We start from the raw sequence: 11,980 nt of genomic DNA, 5'->3' as shown, positions 1-11,980 counted from the left end.
TGACTGTTACTTTGTGGAACGATTTTTCATCGATGGGTTGTTTTAAATAACATTTAAAATCAAACAGATAAAATAGTCTATTGTGTGATAAATGTGTTGGGTCACATTGATTACACCGTAATTATCAATAGATTATATTCAAAAGTGGGGTAATCCCGTCGGCTCGCTCACGAGCCGGGCAGAATAATTATGTGACTCACTTCAAAAATAGTGGCTGATATTTTTATAGGACGTGATGATATGTTCGATCAGCAGTCGGGTTTTTAACGGCAAATTGCGGGTATAGGGGTAGACAGCGTAAATACCTAATACTTTTCCGCAGTGGCCGGGCAAAATTTCCACCATGGCACCTTCTTGTAAATCCTCATACACCATGCAGCGTGGCACCATGGCAATGCCATAACCGCCGATCACCGCTTTGCGGATCGCCCGGGCGTTATTGGCGGACAGATTGCCATTAACCTGCAGTTCGTAAATCTCGCTGCTGCCTGGCTGCTTCATCAGCCAGTTGTCGGTACCGCTTTCCTGATAGGTATAGGTCAGGCAGTTATGCTTGAGCAGGTCGTCGGCTGAGTGGGGTTCCGAATATTGTTGCAGATAGCTGGGCGAACAAACGATCACCCAGCGGGAATCCAGGATCGGACGGGCAATCAGGCTGGAGTCCGGCAGGGTGCCGGTACGGATCGCCAGATCGATCCCTTCGTTGACCAAATCGACGAAGCGATTTTCAAGCCGCATTTCCACCTTCAGGTTCGGATGAAGGGCACAAAATTCCGCCACGCTCTCACTCAGCAACAGTTCGCCTGAAATGGTCGGCACCGACATGCGGATCACGCCGGTCAGGTCATCGCTGTTTTCACTGATGACGTTCAGGGCTTCCTGAGTTTTTGCGCTGATTTCTTTGGCCTGACGATACAGGTTTTGGCCGTTCTCGGTTAGCGTCAGGCTGCGGGTGGTGCGGTATAACAGGCGTGCGCCGAGGGATTTCTCCAGGCGGCCGATGCGCTTGCTGACCACCGAGCTGGTGATACCGGCAGTTTCAGCGGCTTTGCTGAAAGAACCGCAGTCAACAATCAGGGCGAACAGGATCAGGTCGTTGGCATATTCATGTGTGGGCAGCATCAGTCGGTGTTTTCCTCGTCCCGGAGTAACCGCCAGTGTAAATCCTCAAACTCAGGAAGCAATCACCAGCGACAAAATGGGAATTGTTATTGATATCACTTTTTGGCCGCTTACAATGCCTGCCATCTCAAGATTTCAGGTTAAGGGTTCTTCATGGAGTTGCTACGGGTGGTTTACCACCAGTATCGCTGGCCGTTTCTGGCGGTAATGGCGTTGACCATGGCCAGTGCGGCGCTGGGTATAGGCATCATCGCCTTTATAAATATGCGGCTGATGACGGTGGCGGGCAACCCTCTGGCCGTATTGCCGGAGTTCCTCGGGCTGCTGGCGTTGCTGATGGCGGTCACGCTGGGCTCACAGCTGGCGCTGACCACGCTCGGCCACCATTTTGTGTTCCGGCTGCGGGGCCAATTGGTGAAGCAGATCCTGGATACCGATATCGAACGGATAGAGCAACTGGGCAGCGCCTCGCTGTTGGCGAGCCTGGCCAGTGATATTCGCAATATCACCGTTGCCTTTGTTCGCCTGCCGGAGCTGGTGCAAGGGGTGATACTGACGCTGGGGTCGGCAGCCTATCTGGGCTGGTTATCTCCGCAAATGCTGGCGGTCACCGCCGTTTGGGTCGCGGTGACGGTGTTTGGCAGCGGGTGCCTGGTATCGCGGGTGTATCGGCATTTGACCAGCGTGCGTGAGGCTGAAGAGCGCCTTTATGAACACTATCAGTCGGCGATTGACGGCCGCAAAGAGCTGGCATTGAACCGCGATCGTGCAAAAGCGCTGTACCAGCAGGCCTACCGGCCGGATGCAGAAGACTATCGACAGCACATTATCCGCGCCGATACCTACCATCTCAGCGCGGTGAACTGGTCGAATATCATGATGCTGGGTGCGATTGGCCTGGTGTTTTATATGGCCAACAGCCTGGGCTGGGCCAATACCACCGTCGCGGCAACCTACTCGCTGACGTTGCTGTTCCTGCGTACCCCGTTGTTGCAGGCGGTGGGGGCATTCCCGACGCTGATTGCTGCCGAAGTCGCCTTCGGCAAGGTCAAAGCCCTGCGGCTTGCCGATTACCAACCCGAGTTTCCTGCGGTGGCGGGCAAAGCCTGGCAAACCCTGGAGCTGCGCGATGTGATGTTCCACTATGGCGCGACGGAGCAAAAAGCGGGGTTCGCCGTTGGGCCGATTGACTTGACGTTGCAACGCGGTGAACTGGTCTTTCTGATTGGCGGCAACGGCAGTGGGAAATCGACGCTGGCAATGTTGTTGACCGGGTTATATCAGCCGGTCAGTGGACAAATCTTGCTGGATGGCATCGTGCAAACTGCGGCTGATATGCCCGACTACCGCTGCTTGTTCTCCGCCATTTTTACCGACTTTCATCCGTTCCACCATTTACAGGGGCCTGAAGGCGATCAGCCGGACGCCGAACTGGTGGAAAGCTGGCTTAACCGCTTGAACATGAAAAGCAAATTGCAATTCGACGGCCTGCGGGTAACCAACCCGCAGTTGTCGCAGGGGCAGCGCAAGCGTCTGGCGCTGTTACTGGCGGTGGCGGAACAGCGGGAGATTTTGTTGTTGGACGAATGGGCGGCGGATCAGGATCCGCAATTTCGCCGGATCTTCTACCGTGAGCTGCTGCCACAGTTACGCGCTTTGGGCAAGACGGTATTTGCCATCAGCCATGACGATCATTACTTCGAACATGCCGATCGGCTGCTGCAAATGCGTGACGGGCGACTCAGCGAGTTGACCGGCAGTGAGCGTGAACGCGCCAGCAAGGACTCTGTTTCGCAGATTGACTGATATTAATATTACCCAGCCTGTACTAATGGGCTGGGTGATTCATTCCCCTTGCATAGCGCTATCCGCTAAAATCAGCATATCCCCGCGCTTCAGTGTCACTCCCCAGCCTAAATTGTTGCCAATTTAACTTAAGTAATGTTGATTAATTGTGTTTTGATTTATTGAGTAGTGGTTTAATTTTGATCTATCTGTTTGTGTCACACTGCATCCTGCCCATTAATTCATCCCAAATCTTTCTCTAATGACCTGATTATTCTGCGGTCTTTCTACTCTATACCTGACTTTAGGTACATGAGTAGCAGGTATTTTTTAAATTGCTATAAGAACAAACCTCTTTATTGATCGTTTAAATAGATCAATAATTGGTTTTTGATTAGTTTAATCTATTAGATGGGGCGACTGTGATAAGCAAGGATGACGCGGATATCAAACGTAAAGCTTGGCTGTGCGTATTTATCGGCTGCGGGGTGTTTTGGCTGGCCATCGCCGCCGTGATTTATTGGCTGCTTGTTTAGGAAACAAATTGATGGAAGAAAAGCGCGTAAAGAAGAAAGGGGGCGCCCGGGATGACAGCCCGGTCAAGATCCCCCCTTCATGGCAGTTGACGAAAGAGCAACGTGATTTTATTCACGATCTCTGGCAGGACGACACCACAGAACCCGAACCGCCCGCCCCTGAAGCTAACGAATAACCCGATTACGCCCGGCCAATATGCCGAACAGCATCTGCAGCAGCGTCAGGCCCAGCAGAATGGTCAACGGCAACTGCCAGCCCTGAGTCAGGTCATGTAACAGGCCGAACAGCGTTGGCCCCAGCGCCGCCAGCAAATAGCCTACCGATTGCGCCATGCCTGACAGTTGGGTGGCCTGGTGATGATGGCTGCTTCGCAGGCCAAAGAAGGACAACGCCAGCACCAAAGAACTTCCCGCCCCCAGACCGGCGAAAATCAGCCAGATCAGAGAATGGCCCGGCAGCAACAGCAAACCCGCAACGCCGGTAAAAATCAGCAGTGAACTGCACAGCGCAATAGCCCGCTGGTCGCGTGCGCGCGGCAGAATAAACACCATCACAAAGTTGGCGACGATGGCCACCACCTGATAGATAAACAGCTCAAAACCCGCCTGCTGTGGCGAGGTGCCATGGCTGGCGGCGAAGGCGCTAAACCAGCCGATAATGGTGTAGAAGGTGATGGACTGTAAGCCCATAAACAGTGCCACCTGCCAACCGAGTGCACTGCCCCAGGGGGAGCGGGAAGACTCAGCCTGAACGCCGGGGGTATTAGCGGTCACCGAGGCCGCTGGGCGGCGTAACTGGGGTAGCCAAACCATCAGTGCCAACAGCGCCGGCAGGCTCCAGCATAGCAGGGAAAAACGCCAACCAAGGCCATTCAACGCCGCCAGCGGCACGGCCAGGCCCGAAGCGGTGGCGGCCACCAGTGACATTATCGCCGCGTAACCGGCAATCATGGCGGCGGCGCGGCCGGGAAAGTCGCGCTTAACCAGCGTCGGCAACACCACGTTGGCAAAGGCGATGGCAGCGCCGATCAAGACAGTGCCCAGCCATAACATGCCGGGTTGCGGCAGGGAACGCAGTGCGATGCCAATCACCAGCAGCAGCAGCGCCATACCCAGCGTGCGTTCAATCCCCATGCGTTTTGCCAGGCCGGGAGTCACCGGCGACAGCACGGCAAACAGGATCAGCGGCAGCGAATTAAGCAGACCGGCCGAGGTGGCGGACAGCAACAACTGCTGCTGGATCTGTTCCAGCAATGGCCCGACGCTGGTTAACGCGGCGCGCAGGTTGGCCGCGACCAGCATAATGCCGGTGACCAGTAATAATGGATGGCGTAAACGGCTGCGTTTTAGGGGAGCAGACGTTGGGGGTAAAGCGGATTGGGGCATCATTTCCTCGCACCAGGGCAGGCAGTCAATCAATACTGCATGGCATGATGCGTTGATTGACGTTAACGCTTACGCATCGGCAGCGGCCGATGTCTGCGCGCAAGTGTAGGGAAGAACCCCTGACCTGACAAGGGGCCAGTCAAGCGACGAAGGCGCCATTTCAGCGTCTGCGACGCAATGCCAGAGGGGATAATTACTGTTATGTGATCCCGATCACCCGATGAACTAAAAGTCGGCCAACCGGCCCGCAAAGTTACCGCTTTCGTTTGCTGCTGCGCTTGGGGAGCTGCATCCCGGCAACCGCGCCCGCCCTGAGATTTCACTTTGTCTTTCACTGCCGCTGAATATTTTCACTTCATTTCGATCCGAAAGGTTTTTAGCTGCTTTTTCTGCTAAAACAGCGCTGTAACCCCGATCACAATTTCATTGCTTTCGCTTTGCTGTAATGCCAGCGCAGTAGAGCGAAAGCCATCTTCTCCCCGGCCCGGCCGGAAACCTGAGGACCGCAGCTCATGCCAGTGAATACCGCAAAGCGACGTGAACACATTATCGATCTGTTATGCGAGCACGGCAGCGTGCGCGTGGAGCAGCTCAGCAAACAGTTTGCAGTATCCACGGTGACGATCCGCAACGATCTGCGCTTTCTGGAACGAAAAGGGTGTGCGCTGCGGGCTTATGGCGGCGCGATGCTCAATCAGCAATTCGCCTTCGATCGCCCATTGCATGACAAAGGGCGGTTAAACCGCGACGTGAAGTCGCAGATCGCAAGCGTAGCGGCAAGCTATGTGCGCGATGGCGATGCGCTGATCCTCGATTCCGGTTCCACCACTACCCAGATAGTGCCGTTCCTCAAAGGGCGACGCGATCTGGTGGTGATGACCAATGCGTTGAACATTGCCTATGAGCTTTCAGGTAACGATGGGGTGGAGGTGATGGTGCTGGGCGGCAGCGTGCGCCGTAACTCCTACTCGCTCTACGGTCCGGCTGCCGAGCAGCAATTGCGCCAGTACCGTTTCGACAAACTGTTTTTGGGTGTCGACGGTTTCGATCTGGTTGCCGGTATCACCACGCCTCACCCCGGTGAGGCCCACCTCAATCGCGTGATGTGCGAGGTGGCGCGCGAAATCATCGCCGTGGCGGATGCCAGCAAGTTTGGTCGCAAGAGCTTTTGCATGATCCGCGAAGCCGGACAAATTCATCGGCTGATTACCGACAGCCTTCTTCCGGACGATTACGAGCGGGCGTTAACCGAGTTGGGCGTGGAGGTTGTCATCGCCGATCGGTAGTACGGCGCCTGCGTGGGGGTTCCATGCAGCAGTTGTTACAGCTTGTTGAGCAGCACAAGGCCGGCAAACCGGTTGGGGTATTTTCCGTTTGTTCCGCTCACCCCTGGGTGCTGAAAGCGGCCCTGCGGCAGGCCAGGGCACGTGGCACGCCGGTGCTGGTTGAGGCCACCTCGAATCAGGTCAATCAGTTTGGTGGCTACACCGGCCAGACGGCGCAGCAGTTCCGCGATGCGCTATGGCAGCTGGCGGATGAAGTCGGGCTGTCGCGTGACCGCCTGTGGCTGGGGGGCGATCATCTCGGCCCCAATGCCTGGCAGGATAGACCGGCAGAAGAAGCCATGCAGCTGGCGGAAACGCTGATCGACGATTATGTTCGTGCCGGTTTTCGCAAAATTCACCTCGATTGCTCCATGTCCTGCGTCGGCGATCCTTTCCCGCTGAATGATGAAACCGTGGCCGTTCGTGCAGCCCGGTTGTGCAGCGTCGCGGAACGAGCCTGGCAGGAAAGCGGCGGCGAGCCACCGGTGTATGTCATAGGCACTGAGGTGCCGGTGCCGGGCGGCGCGCAGGAGGCGCTGGAAGGCATGCAGGTCACCACGCCGCAGGCGGTGCAGCAAACGCTTGAGGTACATCGCCTGGCCTGGCAGCGGGCGGAGCTGGTCGACGCCTGGAGGCGAACCATTGCGTTGGTGGTCCAGCCGGGTGTGGAGTTTGATCATCACAGCGTAGAACACTACCAACCTCAACGGGCTCATGAACTGAGTCGTTTCATCGAACGGCAGCCGGGCATGGTCTACGAGGCGCATTCAACGGACTACCAGCCCCCGCAAGCTTACCGGCAACTGGTGGGTGACCATTTCGCCATCCTGAAAGTCGGCCCGGCGCTGACTTTTGCCCTGCGTGAGGCGCTGTTCGCCCTGGATCATATTGAACGTGAATGGCTGGGTGAGCATCAGTCGGCGCAGCTGTGCGCCACGCTGGAACAGGTGATGCGCGAGCAGCCGCAGCAGTGGAGTCGCTACTACCATGGCAATCCGCACCAGCAGTATCTCGACCGCCATTACAGCCTGAGCGACCGGGTGCGTTACTACTGGCCGCAGCCACAGGTTCAGCAGGCGGTAGAGCGGCTGATCGACAATCTGCGTCGCAATCCGGTGCCGCTGGCGCTGTTAAGCCAATATCTGCCCGATCAGGCCCGTGCGTTGAATGCCGGTGAGCTGAGCAACGATCCGCAGGACTGGGTGATGCACAAGGTGACGCAGGTGCTCGATGATTATCACGCCGCCTGTTACCCGGAGGTGCACTGACATGCCGAATATCCTGATGACCCGCATTGATAACCGACTGGTCCATGGCCAGGTCGGCGTTACCTGGACCAATACCCTGGGGGCCAATCTGGTGGTGGTGGCCAACGATGAAGCGGCGGCCGATCCGGTGCAGCAGAACCTGATGGACATGGTGGTGGCTGAGGGGGTACAGACGCGTTACTTCACGCTGCAGAAAACCATCGACGTGATCCACAAGGCGGCGGATCGCCAGAAGATCTTTTTGGTGTGCAAAACGCCGCAGGATGTTTTGCGGCTGGTACAGGGCGGGGTGCCTATCCGTTTCGTCAATGTCGGCAACATGCATTTCGCCGAGGGCAAGCGGCAGGTGCATAAAACGGTCTCGCTGGATGAGGGGGACGTGGCCGCCTTTCGCGAACTGGCGGCGCTGGGCGTCGAATGTGAGGTGCGCCGGGTGCCGGATGAAGCGGGTGAACCTGTCGGCAAACTGCTGTTTTGAGTTCGGGGGAAATCATGTTGACTGATGCGTTATTGATTGCACTGCTGGCCGGATTGGCGGGGGTCGACCTGTTCGACGGCCTGACCCACTTCCACCGTCCGGTAGTTTTGGGGCCGCTGGTCGGCCTGATCCTGGGGGATGTCTACACCGGCCTGCTGGTCGGTGGCACGCTGGAACTGGTGTGGATGGGCATGGTGCCGCTGGCGGGGGCTCAGCCGCCGAACGTGGTGATCGGCGGGGTGATTGGTACGGCATTCGCCATTCTGACCAAAGCCGATCCCAAGGTAGCGATTGGCGTTGCGGTGCCGTTTTCGATAGCGGTACAGGGCTGTATCACACTGTTGTTCACCCTGTTTTCACCGATGATGCATCGCTGCGATCGCATGGTGAAAGAACTGAACTGGCGCGGTATCGAACGGGTGAATTATCTCGGTATCAGCATCCTGTTCGCGTTCTACTTTGTGGTGGCGTTTCTGCCGATTTATTTCGGTGCCGATGCGGCCAGCGCCATGGTGCAAAAAGCCCCGGCCTGGCTGTTGGACGGTCTGGCGGTGGCGGGGGGCATGATGCCGGCGATTGGTTTCTCACTGCTGATGAAAGTGATGATGAAAAAAACTTATGTGGCTTATTTCATCCTCGGTTTTATTTCGGTCACCTTCCTGAAATTGCCGATCCTGGCCGTGGCGCTAGGCGCGTTGGCGATCGCCCTGATCGACTTCTTTAACAGTCAACGGGCCGCTGCCGACCCGCTCAAACAACCTGTCCCCCAAGAGGATGCTGAAGATGGCATTTAATGATTCCGACGATCTGCTGGCGCAAAAAGCGGAAAAACGTATGGCGCAGGCGCTGGCCACCAGTCAGGTGGATCAGGATGACTACCTCGATAGCCAGCCCGCCGAGGCTCTGACCCGCGGTGATATCAACCGCATGGCCTGGCGCTCGTTGCTGCTACAGGCGTCGTTCAACTATGAGCGTATGCAGGCCGGTGGCTGGCTGTATCAGTTGATCCCGGCGTTGCGCAAGATCCACCGCAATCCGCAGGATCTGTCCAACTCGATGAAAATGCACATGGAGTTTATCAATGTGCATCCGTTTGACGTCACCTTCCTTTCCGGGTTGGTGCTGGCGATGGAGCAAAACAAAGAGAAGATCTCCACCATTCGTGCGGTGAAAGTGGCGCTGATGGGGCCGTTGGGTGGGATTGGCGATGCGCTGTTCTGGCTGACGCTGCTGCCGATCTGCGCCGGGATTGGTGCCTCGCTGGCGCTGGAAGGCAGCCTGTTTGGGCCGATCGTCTTCCTGCTGCTGTTTAACGTATTTCACTTCGGGCTGCGCTTCGGGCTGGCTCACTACGGTTATCAGGCCGGTACCAGCGCGCTGGCGCTGTTGAAAACCCATACCCGGCGAATATCTCACGCCGCCTCGATTGTCGGCATGACGGTGATCGGTGCACTGGTGGCTTCTTATGTTCATCTTTCTACCCCGCTGGTGATGCATGCCGGCAAAGCCAGCGTGGCGCTACAGACTGATGTGCTGGACAAGTTGATGCCCAACCTGTTGCCGCTGTGCTTTACGCTGCTGATTTTCTTCCTGATGAAGCGCGGCTTCTCACCGGTGAAGCTGATTGGCGTGACGGTGGTGATTGGCGTGGTGGGCAAGTTTATCGGTTTATTGTGAGGAGCGGTTTATGCCAGGCATTGTAATTACCGGCCACGGCGGCTTCGCCAGTGGGCTGTTGCAGGCGGTTGAACAGGTGGTGGGGCCGCAGCCGGACTGCGTTGCGGTCAATTTTCCCGAACAGATGAGTACCGCCGAGTTAAAGGCTGCGTTGATCTCGGCGTTGGCCGAAGTGGCACAGCCGGACGGCGTGGTATTTCTCACCGATATGCTCGGCGGCTCACCGTTTCGCTGTGCCAGCGAACTGGCGGACGCGCACGGGGATTGTGAGGTGCTGACCGGGGTGAATATGCAGTTGGCGGCGGAAATGATGCTGGAAAGGGATGGCCTGAGCCTGGACGAATTCCGCGAAGTGGCATTGGCGTGCGGAAAGCGTGGGTTGACCAGCCTGTGGCACGAAAGACGCCGGGTAAAATGCGAGGATGTACAGACTGACGGCATTTGAGGCAAGCCGGGTGACGCTGCGATGAGCGTCACCCGGTTGATTAACCGGCGATAGGCAGGGGGCTTAGTGCCATACGGGCCGGCTGGTTCTCTTCTGCGCGGCTAAAGCGCCAGCAGCTCTGGTGGTATTTCGCTACGCTGTTGCGGTGCGCCACGCTGACCAATGTCACCTGCGGCAGCTCATCGACCAACAGGCAATACATCAGCTGCTCGGTTTCATCGTCCAGCGCGCTGGTGGCCTCGTCGAGGAACAAAATGTCCGGCCGGGTCAGAATGGCGCGGGCGAACGCCAGCCGCTGTTGTTCCCCCGGCGACAGACGGTGGCTCCAGTTGGCGCTGGTGTCCAGCCAGCGTTGCAGATGCTTCAGACGGCAATTTTCCAGCACTCTCAGCAGTTGTTCATCACTGTATTCGGCCGCGAGATGCGGATAACTGAGCGCCTCGCGCAACGTGCCGATGGGAATATAGCTGCGTTGTGGCAGGAATAGGGCGCTGCTGGCCGCGTCGCGGCCAATGCTGCCGGAGCCGTAGGGCCAGATCCCGGCGATAGCACGCAGCAACGTGGATTTACCGCAGCCCGAAGGGCCGACGACCAGCACTTTCTCACCGCGTTTCAGCGTCACCGACGTTGAACCCAGCAAACTTTGACCGTCCGGCAGTTGCAGACTGAGATGGTCGAGGATCAGCGGTTGGTCGTTCTCCGCTTGCAGTTGAATGCCACGTTGCTGATGGTGAACCTGATCCACGGCGGCGTTAAAACCGGCCAGACGGTTAACGCAGGCTTTCCAGGTTGCCAGATCGCTGAAGGCATCGATAAACCATGACAGCGCGCCCTGTACCTGACCAAAGGCGGAGGCGATCTGCATCATGCCGCCCATCTGGATAGCGCCGGAGAAGTAACGCGGTGCCGCCACCAACAGTGGGAAAACAATGGCGAACTGGCTGTAAAAGTTAGAGGCGATATTAAGCCGACGGGTGATGCGCATGATTGACCACCAGTTGGTACGGATGCTGTCAAAGCGGTCACCCAACTGTTGCGCCTCACGCGGTTCACCGTGATAAAGCGCGATGGCATCGTTGTTTTCCCTTATACGGATCAGTCCAAAACGGAAGTTTGCTTCATAGCGCTCCTGATTAAAGCCGAGCTGGACCAGCGGCTTGCCGACCCACCAAATCAGCAGCGAACCCAGCACCGCGTACAGCAGGGCGAACCACACCATATATCCGGGCAGGGTAATGGCATGCTGATGGATGACAAAAGTCATTGGCCCGCTGACGTGCCAGAGAATGGTGATAAAGGAAAACAGCGTCACCAGACTGGAAAGCAGCCCGAGCGACAGCGACAGCGTGTACTGGGTCAGTACATTGAGATCTTCGGCGATACGCTGGTCCGGGTTATCGACGATCTGTTGCTGCTCGGTATGGTAATAGGCCTGATGCGCCAGCCATTTACCCATAAATTTTTCCGTCATCCAGCGCCGCCAGCGCATCTGCAGGCCCTGCGTCAGGTAAATTTTGTATACCGCCAGCACGATGAAGATCAGCGCCAGATAGGTAAAGCGCCACAGCTGTGCCTTGAATACCGGATAGTTTTTGTTTTGCAGCGCATCGTAAAACACCTGGTTCCACTGGTTTATCAGCACGCTGATGTACACCAGCCCGAGCGACAGGGCGATGATGGCGATCAGCATCGACCAGGCCCGCAGTTTCTCTTCCGAAACCCAAAAGGGCTTAATCAGTTGCCAGACGGCATGTTTGGGGGTTGGGGTTGTGTTCATGGGCTCTCGTTAATTCTGTATTTTCCTCAGCATGGGCCGTGGACAAGTAACAAACAAATCTTGACTGTAAGCAGTTCTAACGCAGCTAACCGTTTGAAATATTGTGATTGCACCGTCAGGGGTGTTACCGGGCAAAATGGCGGTTATACTGGCGCCGAAATTGGGGTGTTTACTGCGGAAA

At 56.7% G+C, this 11,980-nt stretch carries 12 protein-coding genes; 9 read left to right on the top strand and 3 right to left on the bottom strand.

Annotated elements, in window-relative coordinates; genetic code table 11:
* Positions 1 to 201: 201 nt before the first annotated feature.
* Positions 202 to 1,122, bottom strand: coding sequence for a LysR family transcriptional regulator (locus tag E5C26_RS19660; RefSeq protein ID WP_135317797.1), 921 nt, complete (start codon positions 1,120 to 1,122; stop codon positions 202 to 204).
* A 153-nt stretch (positions 1,123 to 1,275) separates the two neighbouring features.
* Between E5C26_RS19660 and E5C26_RS19655 the strand changes: the two genes are divergently transcribed.
* From E5C26_RS19655 to E5C26_RS24665, 3 genes are all read left to right on the top strand, one after another.
* Complete coding sequence (locus tag E5C26_RS19655; RefSeq protein ID WP_135317796.1) at positions 1,276 to 2,928, top strand: multidrug ABC transporter permease/ATP-binding protein; 1,653 nt, start codon at positions 1,276 to 1,278, stop codon at positions 2,926 to 2,928.
* Positions 2,929 to 3,329: 401 nt separating this feature from the next.
* Positions 3,330 to 3,443 (top strand): YmiA family putative membrane protein, encoded by a 114-nt coding sequence (locus E5C26_RS24910; RefSeq protein ID WP_135317795.1) that lies wholly within the window; start codon positions 3,330 to 3,332, stop codon positions 3,441 to 3,443.
* A gap of 11 nt (positions 3,444 to 3,454) precedes the next feature.
* A complete protein-coding gene (locus E5C26_RS24665; RefSeq protein WP_167796680.1) occupies positions 3,455 to 3,619 on the top strand; it encodes a hypothetical protein in 165 nt (54 codons plus the stop codon).
* Here the strand turns inward: E5C26_RS24665 and E5C26_RS19645 are convergent.
* Positions 3,609 to 4,829 (bottom strand): CynX/NimT family MFS transporter, encoded by a 1,221-nt coding sequence (locus tag E5C26_RS19645; RefSeq protein WP_135317879.1) that lies wholly within the window; start codon positions 4,827 to 4,829, stop codon positions 3,609 to 3,611. The two genes, E5C26_RS24665 and E5C26_RS19645, sit on opposite strands and share 11 nt — an antisense overlap.
* A gap of 512 nt (positions 4,830 to 5,341) precedes the next feature.
* Between E5C26_RS19645 and agaR the strand changes: the two genes are divergently transcribed.
* The 6 genes from agaR to agaF are packed head-to-tail and all read left to right on the top strand — an operon-like array spanning position 5,342 to position 10,022.
* Positions 5,342 to 6,115 (top strand): transcriptional repressor AgaR, encoded by a 774-nt coding sequence (gene agaR / locus E5C26_RS19640; protein ID WP_012146552.1) that lies wholly within the window; start codon positions 5,342 to 5,344, stop codon positions 6,113 to 6,115.
* A 23-nt stretch (positions 6,116 to 6,138) separates the two neighbouring features.
* The gene (locus tag E5C26_RS19635; protein ID WP_135317794.1) at positions 6,139 to 7,422 is read left to right on the top strand and encodes a D-tagatose-bisphosphate aldolase, class II, non-catalytic subunit; all 1,284 of its coding nucleotides are present in this window, start codon (positions 6,139 to 6,141) and stop codon (positions 7,420 to 7,422) included.
* Position 7,423: 1 nt separating this feature from the next.
* Positions 7,424 to 7,900: a PTS N-acetylgalactosamine transporter subunit IIB gene (gene agaV / locus E5C26_RS19630; protein WP_012146550.1), complete on the top strand. Its 477-nt coding sequence runs from the start codon at positions 7,424 to 7,426 to the stop codon at positions 7,898 to 7,900.
* Positions 7,901 to 7,914: 14 nt separating this feature from the next.
* Positions 7,915 to 8,694, top strand: a complete 780-nt coding sequence (agaW, locus tag E5C26_RS19625; RefSeq protein WP_135317793.1) for a PTS N-acetylgalactosamine transporter subunit IIC — start codon at positions 7,915 to 7,917, stop codon at positions 8,692 to 8,694.
* Positions 8,684 to 9,577: a PTS system mannose/fructose/sorbose family transporter subunit IID gene (locus tag E5C26_RS19620; RefSeq protein WP_135317792.1), complete on the top strand. Its 894-nt coding sequence runs from the start codon at positions 8,684 to 8,686 to the stop codon at positions 9,575 to 9,577. Before agaW ends, E5C26_RS19620 begins: the two co-directional genes overlap by 11 nt.
* Before the next feature lie 10 nt (positions 9,578 to 9,587).
* A complete protein-coding gene (gene agaF, locus E5C26_RS19615) occupies positions 9,588 to 10,022 on the top strand; it encodes a PTS galactosamine/N-acetylgalactosamine transporter subunit IIA (RefSeq protein WP_135317791.1) in 435 nt (144 codons plus the stop codon).
* 40 nt (positions 10,023 to 10,062) lie between these two features.
* Here the strand turns inward: agaF and E5C26_RS19610 are convergent, their stop codons facing one another.
* Complete coding sequence (locus E5C26_RS19610; RefSeq protein ID WP_135317790.1) at positions 10,063 to 11,799, bottom strand: ABC transporter ATP-binding protein/permease; 1,737 nt, start codon at positions 11,797 to 11,799, stop codon at positions 10,063 to 10,065.
* Positions 11,800 to 11,980: the final 181 nt, after the last annotated feature.

It is taken from the genome of Serratia proteamaculans (genome assembly GCF_004684015.1).
GTDB classification, from domain to species: domain Bacteria; phylum Pseudomonadota; class Gammaproteobacteria; order Enterobacterales; family Enterobacteriaceae; genus Serratia; species Serratia proteamaculans_F.
The sequence above is the reverse complement of the archived record's forward strand: the minus strand, read 5'-3'. Positions and strand labels throughout refer to the sequence as shown.